14 protein-coding genes are annotated in these 17,544 nt (G+C 72.9%); 7 read left to right on the forward strand and 7 right to left on the reverse strand.

All coding sequences use genetic code 11. From position 1 onward, the window contains the following. Nucleotides 1–280: 280 nt before the first annotated feature. From EDF46_RS00505 to EDF46_RS00515, 3 genes are read left to right on the forward strand one after another with little or no spacing between them, the layout of a single operon-like run. A complete protein-coding gene (locus EDF46_RS00505; RefSeq protein ID WP_123504336.1) occupies nt 281–2,827 on the forward strand; it encodes a carboxylate--amine ligase/circularly permuted type 2 ATP-grasp protein in 2,547 nt (848 codons plus the stop codon). Between the two features lies 1 nt (nt 2,828). Further along, nucleotides 2,829–4,616, forward strand: a complete 1,788-nt coding sequence (locus tag EDF46_RS00510; protein WP_123504337.1) for an N-acetylglutaminylglutamine amidotransferase — start codon at nt 2,829–2,831, stop codon at nt 4,614–4,616. After that, nucleotides 4,613–6,454, forward strand: a complete 1,842-nt coding sequence (locus EDF46_RS00515) for a prolyl oligopeptidase family serine peptidase (protein ID WP_233579729.1) — start codon at nt 4,613–4,615, stop codon at nt 6,452–6,454. The genes EDF46_RS00510 and EDF46_RS00515 overlap by 4 nt, the downstream gene beginning before the upstream one ends. Before the next feature lie 30 nt (nt 6,455–6,484). Here EDF46_RS00515 and EDF46_RS00520 read toward each other — a convergent pair whose 3' ends face one another. After that, entirely contained in the window at nt 6,485–7,468 is a 984-nt protein-coding gene (locus EDF46_RS00520; protein WP_123504338.1) for a DMT family transporter, read from the reverse strand. Nucleotides 7,469–7,564: 96 nt separating this feature from the next. Here EDF46_RS00520 and EDF46_RS00525 point away from each other — a divergent pair, with 96 nt between their 5' ends. Together EDF46_RS00525 and EDF46_RS00530 are read left to right on the forward strand one after the other, a co-directional pair. Next, nucleotides 7,565–8,128 (forward strand): CGNR zinc finger domain-containing protein, encoded by a 564-nt coding sequence (locus tag EDF46_RS00525; RefSeq protein ID WP_123504339.1) that lies wholly within the window; start codon nt 7,565–7,567, stop codon nt 8,126–8,128. 72 nt (nt 8,129–8,200) lie between these two features. Then, the gene (locus EDF46_RS00530) at nt 8,201–8,578 is read left to right on the forward strand and encodes a hypothetical protein (protein WP_123504340.1); all 378 of its coding nucleotides are present in this window, start codon (nt 8,201–8,203) and stop codon (nt 8,576–8,578) included. Between the two features lie 30 nt (nt 8,579–8,608). Here EDF46_RS00530 and EDF46_RS00535 read toward each other — a convergent pair whose 3' ends face one another. From EDF46_RS00535 to EDF46_RS00560, 6 genes are read right to left on the reverse strand one after another with little or no spacing between them, the layout of a single operon-like run. Next, nucleotides 8,609–9,223 carry a hypothetical protein gene (locus tag EDF46_RS00535; protein ID WP_123504341.1) on the reverse strand — a complete coding sequence of 205 codons (615 nt, stop codon included), beginning with the start codon at nt 9,221–9,223 and terminating at the stop codon, nt 8,609–8,611. Beyond that, a complete protein-coding gene (eccCa, locus tag EDF46_RS00540) occupies nt 9,216–13,175 on the reverse strand; it encodes a type VII secretion protein EccCa (protein ID WP_123504342.1) in 3,960 nt (1,319 codons plus the stop codon). Before eccCa ends, EDF46_RS00535 begins: the two co-directional genes overlap by 8 nt. Then, nucleotides 13,172–14,032, reverse strand: coding sequence for a hypothetical protein (locus tag EDF46_RS00545; RefSeq protein WP_123504343.1), 861 nt, complete (start codon nt 14,030–14,032; stop codon nt 13,172–13,174). Before EDF46_RS00545 ends, eccCa begins: the two co-directional genes overlap by 4 nt. After that, nucleotides 14,032–15,369 carry an EsaB/YukD family protein gene (locus tag EDF46_RS00550; protein WP_123504344.1) on the reverse strand — a complete coding sequence of 446 codons (1,338 nt, stop codon included), beginning with the start codon at nt 15,367–15,369 and terminating at the stop codon, nt 14,032–14,034. Before EDF46_RS00550 ends, EDF46_RS00545 begins: the two co-directional genes overlap by 1 nt. Beyond that, nucleotides 15,366–15,605 carry a hypothetical protein gene (locus EDF46_RS00555; RefSeq protein ID WP_123504345.1) on the reverse strand — a complete coding sequence of 80 codons (240 nt, stop codon included), beginning with the start codon at nt 15,603–15,605 and terminating at the stop codon, nt 15,366–15,368. Before EDF46_RS00555 ends, EDF46_RS00550 begins: the two co-directional genes overlap by 4 nt. Beyond that, nucleotides 15,602–16,639, reverse strand: coding sequence for an FHA domain-containing protein (locus tag EDF46_RS00560; RefSeq protein ID WP_158614122.1), 1,038 nt, complete (start codon nt 16,637–16,639; stop codon nt 15,602–15,604). Before EDF46_RS00560 ends, EDF46_RS00555 begins: the two co-directional genes overlap by 4 nt. A gap of 240 nt (nt 16,640–16,879) precedes the next feature. Here EDF46_RS00560 and EDF46_RS00565 point away from each other — a divergent pair, with 240 nt between their 5' ends. Both EDF46_RS00565 and EDF46_RS00570 read left to right on the forward strand, forming a co-directional pair. Further along, a complete protein-coding gene (locus tag EDF46_RS00565) occupies nt 16,880–17,203 on the forward strand; it encodes a hypothetical protein (protein ID WP_199738167.1) in 324 nt (107 codons plus the stop codon). 13 nt (nt 17,204–17,216) lie between these two features. Next, nucleotides 17,217–17,531 carry a pore-forming ESAT-6 family protein gene (locus tag EDF46_RS00570; protein ID WP_123504348.1) on the forward strand — a complete coding sequence of 105 codons (315 nt, stop codon included), beginning with the start codon at nt 17,217–17,219 and terminating at the stop codon, nt 17,529–17,531. Nucleotides 17,532–17,544 lie beyond the last annotated feature (13 nt).

Genomic DNA, 17,544 nt, shown 5'->3' on the forward strand with positions numbered 1-17,544 from the left:
CGGCGCGCGACGCTGGCCGGGCGGGGCCGAGCTGCTCGTCAGGCTCATGCCCGCCGAATCGGCACGTGCCCGCTGGGTGTTCGGCGGGGCCGGGCCGATCCGGCGGGGGTGAGCGGCGCGCGACGCCGGCCGGGCGGGACTGGGCCGATCCGGCGGGGGTGAGCGGCGCGCGACGCCGGCCGGGCGGGGCCGGGCCGATCCGGCGGGGCCGACCCGCCACTTCCATGAGGAACCCCCAAGAGTCCTACCGCTGGTAGACGAACCCGACTAGGTTCGAGCAATGAGCGCAGAGCTGACCCTGGGGGCAGAAGAAGAGCTCCACCTGATAGACCTCGAGACGAAGAGGCTCTCCGCGCGTGCGCCACAGCTGTTGTCGAAGCTGCCGCCCGACAAGTACGGGGCGGAGCTCCAGCGCACCACCGTCGAGACCAACGTGCCGGTCGTCACGAACCTCACCGATCTGCGCCGCGAGATCCTCGCCCTGCGCAGAGACCTCGTCGAGGTCGCGACCGCGAACGATCTCGCGATCGCCGCGGCCGGTACCGCCCCGCGCTCCGAGTTCGCCGACTTCGAGCTCACCACGACGGGCCGCTACGGGCGCATGCAGGAGCAGTACCGCATGCTCGTCGACGAGCAGCTGATCTGCGGGCTTCAGGTGCACGTGGGGGTCTCGGACCGCGATCTCGCCGTGCAGATCATGGGCCGCGTGGCCCCGTACCTCCCGGGCCTCCTGGCGCTCAGCGCGAGCTCCCCGTTCTGGAACGGGCAGGACACCGGCTACGCGAGCATCCGCTCGATCATCTGGCAGCGCTGGCCGAGCGCCGGCGCGACGGGCCCGATGTCGGGCGCCGCCGAGTACGACCGCATGGTGCAAGACCTCATCGGCTCGGGCGTAATCGCCGACGCCAAGATGGCGTACTTCGACATCCGGCCGTCGTCGCACGCGCCGACGCTCGAGCTCCGCACCTGCGACGCGTGCCCGATCGTCGACGATGCCGTCCTGATCGCGGGGCTCTTCCGGGCGGCCGTCCGCAAGGCCGAGATCGACATCCTCGACGGCCGGCCCGACCGCCAGCGCGCGGCGCCCCTGCACCGCGCCGCCATGTGGCAGGCGGCCCGCGCCGGCCTGACGGGCGAGCTGCTCGGGCTGGGCATCCACCCCGAGCGGCTCCCGGCGGCGCAGGCCGTGCGGTCGCTCGCCACCTCCCTCCGTCCGCAGCTGGAGGAGCTCGGCGACTGGCACGACGTCGAGGGGCTGATCGAGCAGACCCTGGCGCGCGGCAACTCGGCCGACCGCCAGCGCGCCGCATTCGCCGAGCACGGCAGCCTCGACGACGTCGTCGACCAGGTCGTGAAAGAGACGCACGGGCCCGCCGCCGGCGACCTGCCGACGACACCGACTATCCGGGGCTACCGGTTCCGTGCCGGAGACGAGGCGATAGGGCCGGGACTCCGGGCCCGCCCGGCCTACGCCGACGTGGGCGGCTACTTCCGCACGCTCGACGCCGAGGCGATCCGCGCGAAGAACGAGCGTCGCGACGAGTGGGCGCAGAAGAGGGGCCTGAGCTTCGTCGTCGACGACAAGCTCCGCGGCTTCGGGGTCGACCTCGTGCCGCGCATCGTCACGCACCACGAGTGGAAGCAGCTGGCCGCCGGGCTCGCACAGCGCGCCCGGGCGATCGAGGCGTTCCTCGAAGACGCCTACGGATCCCGGCGCATCGTCGCCGACGGCGTCCTGAGCGAGGCCCAGGTCGTCGACGCGAGCGGCTGGCGCGTCGAGGCCTCCCTCTTGCCGACGGGCACCGTCCGTGCGCCGGTCCAGGGCTTCGACCTGATCCGCAACGAGTTCGGCGGCTGGCGCGTGCTCGAAGACAACGTCCGCAGCCCGAGCGGCGCCGCCTACGCCGTGGCGGTCCGCCACCTCCTCGACGAGGTCGTGCCCGAGGCGCCCCGCCCGGCCGGACTCCTGAACCCCGAGACGGTCTTCGCCCTGCTGCGCGAGACGCTCCTCGCTCACAGCACGAACCCCGAGCCGGTGGGCGCCGTCCTGAGCAGCGGGCCCGGCAGCGGCGCCTGGTTCGAGCACCAGGCCCTGGCCGAGGGCGCCGGACTGCTCCTGGTCACCGCCGACGACCTCGCAGTCGACGGCCACCGCGTGCGGCACGCGGCAACGGGCGAGGTCATCGACGCGCTCTACCTCCGCATGGACGGCGAGGTGCTGGAACTGGCAACCCCCGCCGACCCCGACCTCGGCGCGCGCATCATCGACGTCGCCGCCACCGGCGACGTCTTCCTCGCCAATGCCCCGGGCAACGGCCTCGCCGACGACAAGGCCATGTACGTCGCCGTGCCCGACCTGATCGAGTACTACCTCGACGAGAAGCCGAAGCTCGAGTCGGTGCCGACGTATCGGCTGAGCGACGAGGCCGAGAAGCTGAGCGTGCTCGACCGCGTCGGCGAGCTCGTCACGAAGCCGGTCGACGGCGAGGGCGGCCACGGCGTGCTGATCGGCCCGAGCGCGAACGCGGCCGAGGTCGCGGCGCGCCGCGCGGAGATCGCCGCCGACCCGGCCCGCTGGGTGGCGCAGGAGGTCGTGACGCTCTCGTCGCACCCGACCCTGACGGCGACCGGCCTCGAGCCGCGCCACGTCGACCTCCGCGCCTTCGTCTACCTGACCGGGGTCGGGCCGACGCAGGCGCGCCTGGCCGACTTCGCCCTGACCCGGGTGGCGCCCGAGGGCAGCATGGTCGTCAACTCGTCGCGGGGCGGCGGCGCGAAAGACACCTGGATCATCGGGCCGGACGCCGGCTCCGACGGGGAGGCCTGACGTGTGCGGGCTCGCGGGCGAGCTGCGGTTCGACGGGCGGCAGGCGGATCCTGCGACCCTCAGCCGGATGTCGGGCTGCCAGGTGCATCGCGGCCCCGACGGCGACGGCCTGTGGACGCGCGGACCGATCGGCCTCGCGCACCGCCGGCTCTCGATCATCGACCTCAGCCCTGCCGGCGCGCAGCCCATGGTCGATGCCGAGCTCGGGCTGACGATCGCCTACAACGGCATGATCTACAACTACGTCGAGCTCCGCGACGAGCTGCGCCGCAAGGGGCATCACTTCTTCTCGACCTCCGACACCGAGGTGATCCTCAAGGCCTACGCCGAGTGGGGCACGCGGTTCGCGAGCCACCTGCTCGGCATGTTCGCCATCGCGATCTGGGAGCACCGGTCGGGCCGGTTGATCCTGGTGCGCGACCGCCTCGGCATCAAGCCGCTCTACTACGACGCGACGCCCGAGCGGATCCGGTTCGCCTCGACCCTGCCGGCGCTCCTGGCGGGCGGCGGCACCGACACCTCGATCGACGTCGACGCGCTGGCCGAGTACCTCACGTTCCACTCGGTCGTGCCGGCGCCGCGCACCATCCTGAACGGCGTCAAGAAGCTGCCGCCGGCGACGATCCGCGTGGTCGAGCCCACCGGCGAGCACTCCGACACCCTCTACTGGGAGGCCGCGTTCGCTCGCGACGAGGCCGAGGCCGGCTGGAGCGACCAGGACTGGCAGGACGCCCTGATCGACTCGCTCCGCACCGCCGTCAAGCGCCGCATGGTGTCGGATGTGCCGGTCGGAGTGCTGCTCTCGGGCGGTATCGACTCGAGCCTCGTCGTGGCGCTCCTGGCCGAGGCCGGGCAGACCGACCTCGCGACGTTCAGCATCGGCTTCGAGTCGGCGGGCGGCGAGTCGGGCGACGAGTTCGAGTACTCGTCGATCGTGGCGAAGGAGTTCGGCACCGACCACCACCGCATCCCGATCCCCGGCGACCAGCTGCTGCCCGGCATCGACGGCGCCATCGCCGCGATGAGCGAGCCGATGGTGAGCCACGACTGCGTCGCCTTCTACCTGCTGAGCCAGGAGGTGTCGAAGAGCATCAAGGTGGTGCAGTCGGGCCAGGGTGCCGACGAGGTGCTCGGCGGCTACGACTGGTACCCGCCGCTGAACGGCGTGCCGCGCGCCCGTGCCGCCGAGGCGTACGCGTCGGTGTTCTTCGATCGGCGCTGGCGCGACATGCCGCGGATCCTGCGCCCGGAGTGGCTGGCCGAGACCGACGTGCCCTCCCTGTTCGTCGACGAGCACTTCGCCCGGCCCGGCGCCGAGACCAGCGTCGACGCGGCGCTGCGCATCGACACGTCGATCATGCTGACCGACGACCCGGTCAAGCGCGTCGACAACATGACGATGGCGTGGGGGCTCGAGGCGCGTGTCCCCTTCCTCGACCACGAGCTCGTTGAGCTGGCCGGGCGGATCCCGCCGCAGCTCAAGCTGCAGGACGGCGGCAAGGGGGTCCTGAAGCGGGCCGCCCGCGGCATCGTCCCCGACGCCGTGATCGACCGCACCAAGGGGTACTTCCCGGTTCCGGCGATCCGCCAGCTCGAGGGGCCCTACCTGCAGAAGGTGCGCGACGCCCTGCTCGATCCTGCCGCCCGCGAGCGAGGATTCTTCCACCCGGCTACCGTCGAGTCGATGCTCGCGAATCCCAACGACGCCCGGACCACCCTCGGCTCCAACGCCCTCTGGCAGCTCGCCACCCTCGAGATGTGGCTGCAGGCCCAGGGGGTGACCTCGTGACCACCTCGACCACCGTCGCCGATCCGTTCGTCGACCAGCTCGTGGGCGCGTGGGGCTCCTGGGGCCCGACCATGACCCGGAACGCCCGTCGCGTCGCCTTCGTCAGCGACCGCTTCGGCTCTCCCGAGGTGTTCGTCCAGGACGTCATCAGCGCAGGAACTCTCCCGACCCCGCACCGCATCACCCTGAGCGACGACCCCGTCATCGCCGTCTCATGGTCGGCCGACAGCGCCTGGCTCGCCGTCGCCGTGGCCACCGACGGCGGTGTGCGCCAGCAGGTCTGGGTCGTGCGGCCGGACGGCTCCGACGCGCAGCGCATCGCCGGATCGCGCGACCAGCACGCCGAGCTCGGACCGTGGTCGCGCAGCGGCCACCGGGTCGTCGTCACGCTGCCCTCGACCGAGCCGGAGCAGCCGGCTCGCGCCTACCTCGTCGACCCCGAGTCGGGCGCCCGTGACGACCTGGCCACCGGCGAGCTGATCCACATCCTCGACGTGTCGGTCGAGGAGCGTCTCGTGATCCTGCGCGACGGCGGCCGCGGCCACGAGTTCGTCGTCGTGGTCGACCGCCTCACCGACGACGACCACCCGCTGCTCGTCGAGCCGTGGGCGGGGTCGGCCGAGACGGCGCTGATCCGGCCCTCGCCCGAGTCGGAGTCGAGCCCGCTCATCGCCTACCTGGCCACCGAGGCCGGGCTGCCTCGGCGTCAGCTCGTCGCGATGCCGCTCGGCCCGCACGGCTGGCGCGGCGAGTCGCACGTTCTCGCCGGCCGCGACGACGCGGAGCTCGAAGAGCTCGACGCCGACGACGCCGGGCGGGTGCTGCTGCTGGTCTGGAACGCCGCCGGACGCAGCGAGATCGACCTGCTCGACACCGCCTCCGGCCAGCGCACCCGGGTCGACGGCCTCCCCGGCCAGGTCGTCACCAACCCGGTCATCTCGCGCGACGGCCGCAGCGTGCTCCTCACGGTCGAGGGGCCGCTCCGCCCGCGCGCGCTCTGGCGCCTGGACACCTCGACGCACGCCTGGTCGCCGGTCACCGACGGGCCCGAGCTGCCCGAGGGCCTCGTCGAGCCGACGCTCGAGACCCTCACGGCGCGCGACGGGCTGACGCTGACCGGGTGGCTGTACCGCGCGGCGTCAGGCGACGGCCCGCCCGCCGCGATGATCCACCTGCACGGCGGCCCCGAGTCGCAGGAGCGCCCCGCCTTCTCGCCCCAGCACCAGGCGCTCGTCGCCGCCGGCATCACCGTCTTCGCGCCGAACATCCGGGGATCCTCCGGCTTCGGCTCGGAGTTCGTCCACGCCGACGACCTCGCCCTCCGCTGGAACGCGCACGCCGACATCGTCGACTGCCGCGACTGGCTTCTGGCGCAGGAACTCGCCGTCGCCTCCACCGTCGCCGTCGAAGGGCGCTCCTACGGCGGCTACGCCACGCTCGCGTCGCTCGCCTTCACGCCCGACGTCTTCGCCGCCGGCGTGGCCGTCTGCGGCATGAGCGACCTGCACACGTTCTACCGCGACACCGAGCCGTGGATCGCGGCGGCCGCCACGACCAAGTACGGGCACCCGGTCGACGACGCGGAGCTGCTCGCCGAGCTGTCGCCGCTCGGCCGGGCCGACGACATCGTCGCACCGCTGCTGGTCGTGCACGGCGAGCTCGACACCAACGTGCCGGTGGGGGAGTCGCACCAGATCGTCGCGGCCCTGCGCGAGCGCGGCGCCGACGTGGAGTACCTCGAGCTGGCCGGGGAGGGGCACGAGTACCGCAGGGCCGACTCGAAGCGAGAGCTCGTTCGGACGATGGTCGAGTTCCTGCGCCAGAAGCTTCTGGGCTGACCGGCTTGGGCTGACTGATTCTGGGTGGGGCTAGACGAGGGTGAGCGGCCCCGTCGGAGTCGGGTCGATGGCCGGAGCCGCGGGCCCGGTCGGGATGCGCCTCGAGGCGTCGCCCCTGGCCGAGCGGACGAAGGCGATGCCGGCCAGGATCAGGACGCCGCCGAGCAGCTGCGGCACCGTCAGGTCTTCGCCGAGCAGCACCCAGGCGTACAGGGTCGCCGCGACGACCTCGAGCAGGCCGGCGAACGACGCGAGGCGCGCCCCGAGCATCTCGCTGGCCGTGATGTTGGCCGTGTAGGCGATAGCGGTGGCGACGAGCCCGACGATCAGGACGGGCACCCACCAGTCGACGGTCGATCCCAGCACGGTGACGGGCGCGAAGCTCGCCGTGAACGGCAGCGCGCCGACGAGGCCGAGGGCGCCGAGCACGAGTCCGCCGATCAGGAGGCCTCCGGCGGCGAGGGCGACGGAGGGCAGCCCGTCGGCCGGAGCCGCCGCCACCACGTAGTAGATCGCGCAGCCGACCATGGCCAGCACGCCGAAGAACAGGCCGAGAGCGTCGAGGTGCACGCCCGAGGCCGGTGCGACGACGAGCACGAGGCCCGCCACGGCGACGACGCTGCCCACGATCACCACGGTCTCGGGGCGGCGCCGCGTGCGGACCCACACCAGCCCGACGAGCAGAAGCGGAGCCATGTACTCCAGCAGGATCGCGGTGCCGACCGGAACCCGCTCGATTGCCGCGAAGTACGCCAGCTGGCACCCCGCCACGCCGATGACCGCCATGGCAAGCACGCGCCAGCGGCCGCGCCACAGCGCGCTCCAGCGGCCGCGGAGGCTGATCGCGGCGACGGGTGCGAGCACGATCCCGCCGACCAGGGCGCGCACGGTGACCGCCGCCGCCGGGCTCCAGCCGGCCTCGAGCATCGGCTTCACGAACGCGCCCGACATGCCGAAGGTGAACGCGGCGACGACGGCGATGACGAGGCCGGTGGTGGTGGACGAGCGGGGCATGGGCGGTCCTTGATCGAGGCGTGTGCGCGAGTCGGAGATGAGAGGTTGTCGTGCTTCTGATCGAGACGTTAGTGTGGCTCTGAGTAAGGAGTCAACTTGCATTTTGCCCCTGACACCGACGAGGCCCTCGAGTTCGTCGTGGCCCTGTCGAACACGGTGCCCACGGCGTCGAGATCGGGCGTCGACGAGATCGCGACGCCGTCCGAGCTGACGGCGCTGCTCGATGCGTTCGGGTACTCCGGGCGGTTCGATCGCGACGAGGCCGAGCTCGTCGCCGTGCTCGACGCGCGCGACCGCCTGCGCGGGGTCTTTGTGATGGACCGCGATGCCGCCGTCGCCGAGGTCAACCTCATGCTGCGCGAGGTCGGCGCCCTGCCGCAGCTCGTCCGGCACGACGCTCTGGACTGGCACCTGCACGCGACCGACCTCACGGCGCCGCTCGCCGACCGCATCCGCGTCGAGGCCGCGCTCGCGCTCGTCGACGTGCTCCGCAGCGACGAGATGGGGCGCCTGCGCACCTGCGAGGCCTTCGACTGCGACGGCGTGCTGGTCGACCTCTCGCGCAACGGGTCGAAGCGGTTCTGCAGCGTGCGGTGCGGCAACCGGATGAACATGGTGGCGTTCCGGGCGCGGGCCGCCGCCGGCGACCTCACCTCATGAGGGCGACCGCCGAGCACTCGTAGCGGACGACAAGGGTTCGGGTCGACAATGGACCGAGACAGAAGGCATGCAATGGAAACCGTCAGCTACAGCATCTCGATGGTCCTCTTCGCTGTGATCCTCGCCGAGACCGCCCTCACGGGGCGGGTCCGCAGGACGGTGAAGGGCTCTCGCGAGCGCTACGTCGCTCTGACGCAGCGCCGGATCCTGAGCTGGGCAGTCGTCGTGGGCTTCGCGGCGCAGGGCGTCGTCGGACTGCTCGACGGACAGCAGCTCTCGGTGCTGAGCCTCGCCATGTCGGTGTATCTCGCGTACCAGGAGATCAAGAACCACAAGGACGACGACGACTGGTTCAAGGGCCGCCGCAAGAAGATCTGGGCAGGCGTCAAGAAGCGCCTCGCCGCGCGGCCGCCCGTGCGGATCCCGGCGCCGTCGCCGGTCTTCGGCTGAGGTCCTGCTCCGCGGCGCAGAGTGTGCGGGTCAGCGGGCCCGACGGTGCATCGCAAGCAGCTCGCCGGATCGCTGCGCCAGCGCGGCCTGGCCGCGGCGGGCAGGCATCCCCAGACGCGTGAGCGGGATCCGGCCGCCGATCGCGAGGGCCTCGTCGCGCGGGAACAGCACCACGGCACCCTGTCCGAACCGGTCGCGCAGAACCTCGGCGGTTCGGCCGATGCGCGAGCGCCCCGCGGCCCCGTTGGCGACGACGACGAGGCGCGAGGTCCCGGCGGCGCCGAACCGGTCGGCCGCGGTCGAGAGCAGCCGCTCGGCGAGCGACAGGCCGGCGGGCGACGCGGCTGTCACGGCGACCAGGAGGTCGTGGGGCGCCTCGAGGGCGTCGATTCCTCCGGTGAACGCGTGCGGCCCGATGTCGTGCAGCGCGAGCGAGTCGTCGAGCTGCGCGACGTCGTCGCCGTTGGTCAGCCGGGCGCCCAGGTCGCCGCCGGAGTGGTCGTAGAGCACCGGCGCACCCTCGAGCGAGTGCCGGAGGCTCTCGAAGACGAGCGCGGCCAGCGTGGTCGTGCCGGTGCCGCCGGCGGTCCCGGCGAGCACGACCCGGACCCCGCGGGTCTCGCGGCGCCGCTCGAAGTCAGACATCGGCAGCCCCGTCGGCGGACACGACCCCGGCCCCGAAGTGCGCCACCTGCGCCACGAACGGCCGCTCGCCGCGCCGCACGAGGCGGCCGCGCCCGGCGACCATCTGCTCGGCATACAGCCGCGGCAGGATCTGCCCCTCGGCGCGCTCGCCCGACATGAGGAAGGTGGAGCCGCCGGTGTCGCGGATCGACTGGAGCGACGTGTCGAAGAGGGCGCGCTGGAGGCCGGCGACCGGCCTCGCGAGGAGGACGTTGAGGCGCAGGTCGCGCGCCGACGGGAGGTACGGGAGGAGGGGCCGCAGCGGCTCGGTGCCGCCCGAGGCGAGGATGTCGAAGTCGTCGGCGACCACGACGATGCGGGGTCCTTTCGATCGGTCGGGTGACGCGCCACGGCTGTCGAGTTCCTGCGCGATCGCGGTCGTCAGCTGGCGGGCCTCGAGCGCGGACGACGCGTAGCCGCCGAGGTAGTCGTCGGGGGTGACGTCGGCGAGGGTGCCGCGGGCGTCCATCACGGCTATCACGAGCTCGTCGGCCGTGTAGCGCTCGACGAGCCCCTCGATCAGGCCGCGCAGCAGGGTCGTCTTGCCCGAGCCGCCGTCTCCGAAGACGGTGAGGTGCTGGTCGGTGTGCTGCAGGTCGAGGACGGCGGGCTGCATGGTGTCCTGGCGGAGGCCGAACGGGATCCGGTCGGGCTCGTCGAAGACGTCGGGCAGCTCGGAGGGCGTGTAGTCGGTCGGCAGCAGGCGGATCGGGGCCGCGGCGGGGCCGTTCCAGCTGGCGCTCGCGCGAGCGGCGAGCTGCGCCATCGCCTCGGGCACGCCGTCGTCGTCGACGTCGTCGAGCACCGGCAGGGCGATCTGCGCGAAGCGGCGCTCCTCCGTGATCATGCGGCCCTTCTGCGACGGCTGGATCGTCTGCGCGAGCTTGCGGTCGATGACCGAGTCGGCTGCGTCGTTGAGGCGGAGCTCGAGGCGGGTGCCGATCAGGGGCTGGAGGTTCATCCGCACCTCGTTCCAGCGGGTGAGCGACAGGACGACGTGGATGCCGAAGCTCGACCCGCGCTGGAGCAGCTCGGCGAGCGGCTGGTCGAAGCGCTCGAACTCGTCGCGCACGGCGCCGTAGCCGTCGACCAGCAGGATCACGTCGGCGGACGGCAGCTCGGGCAGTCCTCCTGCGGCGTGCCGGGCACGGAGCGCCGGCAGCGAGTCGATGCCGTTCTCGCGGAACACCCGCTCGCGCTGCGTGAGCATCAGGTGCAGCTCTTCGAGGAGGCGCAGCACGCGGTCGGGGTCGGAGCGCGTGGCGACGCCGCCGACGTGCGGGAACCCCTCGATGCGCGCCAGGCCGCCGCCCGAGAGGTCGAGGCCGTAGACCGCCACCTGGCGGGGCGTCGTCGTGAGCGCCGTGGCGGCGGCGACCGACCGCAGCAGCGTCGAGCGGCCGGTCTGCGGGGCGCCGATGACGGCCGCGTGGCCGCCGGAGCGGGTGAGGTCGAGCACCCACGAGCCCTGCGACTGGCTGGCCGGGTCGTCGACGAGGCCGAGCGGGATCCGGAGGGCCTCGTCGAGCTCGCGTCGCCCCTGGACCACGCGCGACAGGGCGAGCCGGTCCGGGAGCGGCGGGAGCCAGACCGGGCTGACCGTGCGTCCGGCGACACGGAGCCGGTCGACGGCCTCGTCGACGAGGGCGCGGCCGACGGATGGTCGCTCGAGCTCGGCCTCCGGCTCGTCGCCGGTCGCGTCGGCCGAGGCCAGCGTGTTGTAGGCGGGCAGGACCAGCGGCTCGGGCCGGGCGGCGGGGTCCGAGGCCGGGCTGGTCGACTGCTCGATCGGCCCCGAGACGTAGCCGGCGCGGAACCGCCGGTAGATCGACGTGTCGACCTTGAGGTAGCCGTAGCCGGGGATCGCGGGCAGGTGGAAGGCGTCGGGCCGGTCGAGGATCGTCGTCGACTCCGCCTCCGAGAAGGTGCGGAGGCCGATCCGGTACGACAGGTAGGTGTCGAGGCCGCGCAGCTTGCCGGCCTCGATCCGCTGGCTCGACAGCAGCAGGTGCACGCCGATCGAGCGCCCGATGCGGCCGATGGTCATCAGCAGGTCAATGAACTCGGGCTCGGCCGTCAGCAGCTCGCCGAACTCGTCGATGACCAGCAGCAGGTGCGGCAGCGGCGGGAGCTCGGGGCGCTGCTCGCGCAGCTCGCGGTAGTGCGTGATCGAGGGCGAGCTGTCGGCGTCGCGCAGCACCTTCTGGCGGCGCACCACCTCGCCGGCGATCGACGCCCGGGCGCGCTCGGTGAGGCCCGCGTCGTCGGCGAGATTGTCGATGATCCCGGCGACGTGGGGCAGGCCGGCGAAGGCCGCGAATGCTGCGCCGCCCTTGTAGTCGACGAGCACCATGCTCAGGTCTTCGGGGGAGTGCGACAGGCCCAGGCCGAGCACCAGCGTGCGGAGCATCTCGCTCTTGCCTGATCCGGTCGCACCGATGCAGATGCCGTGTGGTCCCATGCCGAGCTGTGCCGACTCCTTCAGGTCGAGCAGCACGGGCGCGCCGAAGTCGTCCAGGCCGATCGGCACGCGCAGGAAGTCGCGGGGCGACCGGGGCGTCCAGGCGTTCTCCGGGGCCACGCGGGTCACGTCGGCGATGCCGAGCAGGTCGGTGACGCTGATCCCCTCGACCGACTCCGCTTCGTCCTGAGCGGTGAGGCTGAGCCGCAGCGGGGCCAGCTCGCGGGCGAGCGTCTGGAACGTCGAGGGGGCCACGCTGTCGAGCCGCACGGTCGAGGTCGTGACCTCGCCATTCGCCTCCACCCGGGCGTCGGTCACCACGGCCTCGTCGCCGTCGACGGTCACCCGGACCGTGACGTTCGACGGCTCGTGCAGGCGGTCGCTCAGCAGGTGCACCGCCGTCACCTGCAGGTCGGCGAGGTCGAGGTCGGCGTCGGGCACCGGCAGGCCGCTGGCGACGTGGCCGTAGTCGTCGACGAACACGACAAGGCGCGAGCCGAGCGCGGTTCCCGACGTGCCCGCGCTGCGCTTCGCCGTCGCGGCGAGCTGCGCCCGGTCGGCGAGCTCACCTCCGATCACGCGGAGCAGAGCCGTCGTGTCGGTGGCGATCCTGCGCGCAGGAACGGGCCCATCCCTCAGCGCGTCATCGACGGCGTGCGGCAGGAGGTCGAAGCCGTCCCACTCGGCCGCCGCGTCGGCGGGGTAGGCGGCGGCCAGATGCAGGTCGTCGGGCGAGTGCAGCGCGGCCAGCTGGCTGATCAGGGCCCGGGCGGCGCGCACGACGCCGTCGCGGTCGCCGATGATCGCCACGTGGCCCGCGTGGTCGAGGTCGAGGGTCACCGGCATCCCGGCGACCATCGAGTAGTGCCGCGCGACGGTCTCCGCCTCGGCCAGCATGATCGGGTCGAACGGCTGCACGGGGTTCTGGTCGCGGGGCAGGGTGAGGTCGAACCAGCGGACGTCGCCGGTGCCGAGGCGGACGTCGAGGAAGTCCGCGTCGCTGCGGCGCCGCTCCCACAGTCGCGCGGGGTCGCGCACCAGCTCGGTGAGCGCCGCGGGCTCCGGGTTGAGGGTCGCCGCCTTGGCGCGCACCTCGCGGCCCCGGCGGCGCATCGTGCCGCGGGTGCGCTCCAGGAAGTCGAGGTACCTCTCGCGCTGCGTCCGGCGGGTGCGGGCGGCGTTGCCGCGCTGCGACACGGCCATCCCGAGTCCGCCGACGAGTGCCACGACCAGCACCAGTGCTCCGACGACCATGAACACGGGGTTCGCGTTCCGGAGCACGACGATCATGATGATCGACGAGAACGAGCCGACCACGGGGAGCAGCGTCTGCAGGGGGATGCCGCCGACCGGGCCCTCGGTGAGGGCCGGCGGGGGAGCGAGCGGCTCCTCCTCGTCGGGGCGAAGCGGCCGGCTGACGCGGGTCGGACGGTGCACGAGGCGGCGGGTCATCGGAGCGCCTCCTCGGCGAGGGCCGGTGTCGCCAGTGGCGGCATGAGACGAGCGGCGAGCCGCGTCGTCGCGAGTCGCGACCGGGTCGACAGCTCGGCGCTCCCGGCCGGTGCGTCTGCGGAGCGCGCCGGATCGAAGGGGATCCGGATGATCGTGGTGCCGGGCTCCCAGCGCACGGCCTCGGGGGCACGCCCGCCGGTGTCGCCGAGGTCGACGGCGGCCAGGACGACGCGCGGCCGGCTCTCGAGGGCGCTGAGCGCGCGCCCGACGGCGACGGCCTGCTCGAGGCTGGACCGGTCAGCACGGGCGACCAGGCACACGGCGTGGCTTCCCGCGGCGACGCCGCCCAGGTCGAGCTCGGGGCGCCGGACGCCCCAGTCGGTGCAGACGACGTCGAAGAACCGCGTGATCGGCGCGACCGAGAGGGCCCAGTCGGCCTCGGTCGCGGCGATGGGCGCCGGCCCCGGCCGCACGTCGAGAAGGTGCAGCCCGCCCGGCGACACCGCGAGACCGGCCGACGCGTCGGCGAACCCGCGAGGTGATCGACGACGGGGATCGGGCTCGCCGCCCGGCTCGACGTCGGTCGCGCCGGAGTGCCAGAGCAGCGTGCGGTCGCCGCCGGACGCCGCGACGCCGAGCACCGGGCCGCGCCGCCGGTGCGCCAGGAGGCTCGCCACGGCCGCCGACGCGGTCGAGGTGCCGGTTCCTCCGGCGAGCTGGACGAAGGCGATCCGGTGGCTGAGCGCGAGGGGCGCCCGGATGACGCGGTCGGCGCCGTCGAGCTCGGTGAGGCCGGCCGTGGCGGAGCCGAAGACGGCCGCGGGCGCGCCGGCGAGAAGGCTGCGGAGGGCCGGCATCAGAACGCTCCCAGGAGCTGACCGAAGACGCCGAATGCACCGAGGGCGAGCGGGACCAGGGCGATGACGGCGAGCGACTCGACGACGTTGCCGAGTCGGCGGAGCGACGCGCGCTGGTGGATCGCGGGCCGGGCGATGACGAGGAGGGCGACGACGAGTGCGACGGCGCCGAGCAGCCAGGTCGATCCCGGGTGCCAGACGACGTAGCCGACGATCGGGACGAGTGCGGCGACCCAGAGCGCCCAGGCCTGTGCCGCGAGGGGGAAGGCGCGCGTGCGCAGGGCGGAGACCAGGATCGCGACGGCGGCGAGCGCGTTCAGCCAGGGATCCTGCGACCACACCAGCCCGGTTAGGCCAGCGGCGAGTGCGGTGGCGACGGCGAAGGTGGTCCAGGTGAGGGTGCGGTAGGCGTCGCCGACGGTCTGGAGCACCGACGTGCGTTCGGCCAGGCGCCCGGCCATGACCTGGTCGTCGAGGCCGGTGAGGCCCGACGCGCTCATGGCGTACCAGGGAACGAGACCGCAGGCCACGGCGGCGAGCAGCGTGAGGATCGCGGCCGCCTCGCCGAGCGGGAGCCCGGCGGTCAGCATCGCCGACGCCACGATCCCCGAGACCGCACCGGCGGCGGATCCGAGGGCTGCCGGGCGCGATCGACGGCCGACTCCGACGCCGAGCAGCAGCGCGAGCCAGGCGAAGACGAGCAGGGCGGCCATCGGGAACGCCACCGCGTCGAGAACGAACTGCTCCTTGGTCTCGACGACTTCCACGCCTGCCTCGAAGCCGAAACGGAGCCCCGTGGCCAGCCAGACGGCTGCGGGCAGGGAGAGCCCGAGCGCCGCTCCGAGCAGCACCCGCGAGGCGGAGACCCGGCCGGCCAGGCCGAGCGATGCAGCGGCGACAGCGGCGACCGCCCAGCCGGCCACGGCGGCGACCGGCGCGGTGTCGGTTCCGGATCCGGCGACGAGCGCGAGGACTCCGATGGCGCCGGCGCCGAGCACCGTGCGGTGACCGGCCGACCAGAGTCCGGGTCGCGTGGCGAGGGTCTCGCTCACGGTGTCGGTGACGTCGCTGACCTCGGGCGGCGGCGGAGCCTCGTCGAGCCGCAGGAGGCGCAGGACCTCCCCGTCGCCGACACCCTGCTCCGCCGTCGACATCGTGGCGTCGAGCTGCTCGCCGGTCAGCCGAACCAGCGTCAGCGGGCGGGCGACGCTCGCGACGCGCTCCTCGAGGAGCTCCATCAGCCGGGGCACCAGCGCGCCGATCGACTCGTCGCTCGGGACCACGATCGTCGCCCGTCTCGCCGAGCCGACGATCGTCAGACGCGTGTAGTCGGTCACTGCGGAGCCGCCGTCGACGTCGAGGACGCCGCCTTCTGGTCGGCCAGGGCGTTCAGCACGAACGACGTGCCGACGCAGCCCGCGCAGATGACCGCGCCGAGCACGACGCTGCCGATGAGCCTCTTCACGTTGTCGTTGACGTCGCGCCGCTCGGCGAGCTCGCCGACCAGGAATGCGCCGCGAAGCCTCGCCCGGTGCGTCCTGACCGACTCGAGGAGGATGGCGTCGTTGTTCATGCGGGTGCTCCTGGGAGGATCTGGATGGTGCGGCGGCCGATCTCGACGCGCCAGCCGGGCGAGGCCGCCGACTTCAGGCCCGGGACGAGCGGTCGGTAGCCGCCGTCGGCGTCGACGATCGCGCTGCCGTTCGTGGTGTTCAGGTCGGTGACCCACAGCAGGCCGTCGCGCCAGTCGAGGAGCACGTGCGTGCGAGAGAGGCTCCGCGACAGGTCGGGGAGGGCGTGGACGTCGGTGCCGCGGGCGTCGGTCTCGGGGTTGCGGCCGACGAGCAGCGACCCCGACAGCTCGAGCTCGGCGCCGGTGTCGAAGAGGAGGCGGACCGACGCCAGCGCGGTGCCGGTGGCGTCGGCGGTCGCGGCGCGGGCCCCGTGGCGGCTGCGGCGGGGCGAGTCGGCGGCGCTCGGCGGGACGTCCCCGAGGTCGTGGGGAGAGAGCCCGTGCGGTGAGTCGCCCTGTGCCCGCCTGTCGAGGGGACGCTCGGACGGACTCGGCTCGGCCCCGGAGGCCACGTGGAGCTCTGCGAGCGACGCCGCCGAGCTGACCGGGGCCAGCGGATCGCGACCCCGCGAGAGATCCGCCGTGAGGACGGAGCGCGGGCGCCAGGGCACGAGAGCGGCCTCAGCGGCCCCGAGGACAGTGGACGGAAGCGCCGTCAGGTTGTCGACGCGGCGGAGGTTCAGCACGCGCAGGCCGAGAGTGCGGCCGGTACGAGAGAGGAACGCGAGCTGGACGGCGGCGACGACGACGATGCCGACGATCAGGGCGGCGACGACCAGGCCCGAGCCGAGGGCCGCGGCTCCGCCCAGGACCCCGCCCAGGATCGCCGCGGCGACGTCGACCGCATCGGCCGCACGCCGGCGCGAGGGCACCGCCTGGACCACGCCGGCGGTGAGCCCGGCGCTCTGCACGAGGGCCCCTCCTGCTGCGGACCGCAGCTGTCGGGCACCGCAACGGGTGCAGAAGAGATCGTCGGAGGGGAGGATAGTCGCGCACCGCGCGCAGCTCAGAGAACCCAGCAGGGCGCCGCTCATGAGTGCTCCCCCCTGGTAGCCGTCAACGTGGAATACCCTACGATAACGGCCCCGACGGCCTGTTTTGTCAGGGGACGAAATGCTGTCGGCAACCCGGGGGACAATCCGCGAGTGAAGTTGCATGATGCGCAATCGGGGCGCAGGATGGTTTGGCGACCCTCGTTGAGGGGGTGCGGGCGGTCTTGCAACCAGGGCCGGCAACGACGATGAGATCGATGGGGGATCACCGTGAAGTTCGCAATGGGCGCAGACACTCTCGGAGTGCTGAGCAAGAAGACCGGCGGGGCGTCGCAAGACCTCGGAGCGCAGGTCAAGGCGCTGGTTCAGGCGGCCGAGCCGCTCCAAGGCAAGTTCAACGGCCAGGGGCGCGCCGCCTTCGACCGCTTCAAGGGTCAGTCCGACGAGGTCGCGAACGAGCTCAACGCCTCGCTGTCGGCCGTGCTCACCGGCATCGGCGGCATGAACACCGCATTCGGAACCGGCGACCAGCAGCTCGCCGACGACCAGGCCCAGGCCCAGGGCTCGGTCAACTTCGACGCCGCGCGCTTCAGCGGCTCGCACTGAGGGGGAGAGACAGATGGCAGGCAACCAGGCAGACCGCCGCGACTACGACGTCGCCGCGTCGCAGAGCGCTCAAGACAACTTCAACACCGTCGCCGCACGCCTCGAGGCGCTCATCGACCAGCGCGACGGCGACGTCCGTGCCGCGATGAGCGACTACCAGGCCGACGGCGTGTCGGACGAATACCAGTCGAAAGAGCTCCGCTGGAAGAACGCGGCCGCCGAGGTCAAGCAGATCATCCAGACCCTCCGCACGTCGCTCCAGAGCAACGACGACACCGCGCAGGCCACGCTCCAGAAGGCGAAGAGCGCGGTCGACAACATCGGCTGACCGGGCCGTTCCA

It is taken from the genome of Frondihabitans sp. PhB188, from assembly GCF_003752365.1.
Lineage (GTDB): Bacteria > Actinomycetota > Actinomycetes > Actinomycetales > Microbacteriaceae > Frondihabitans.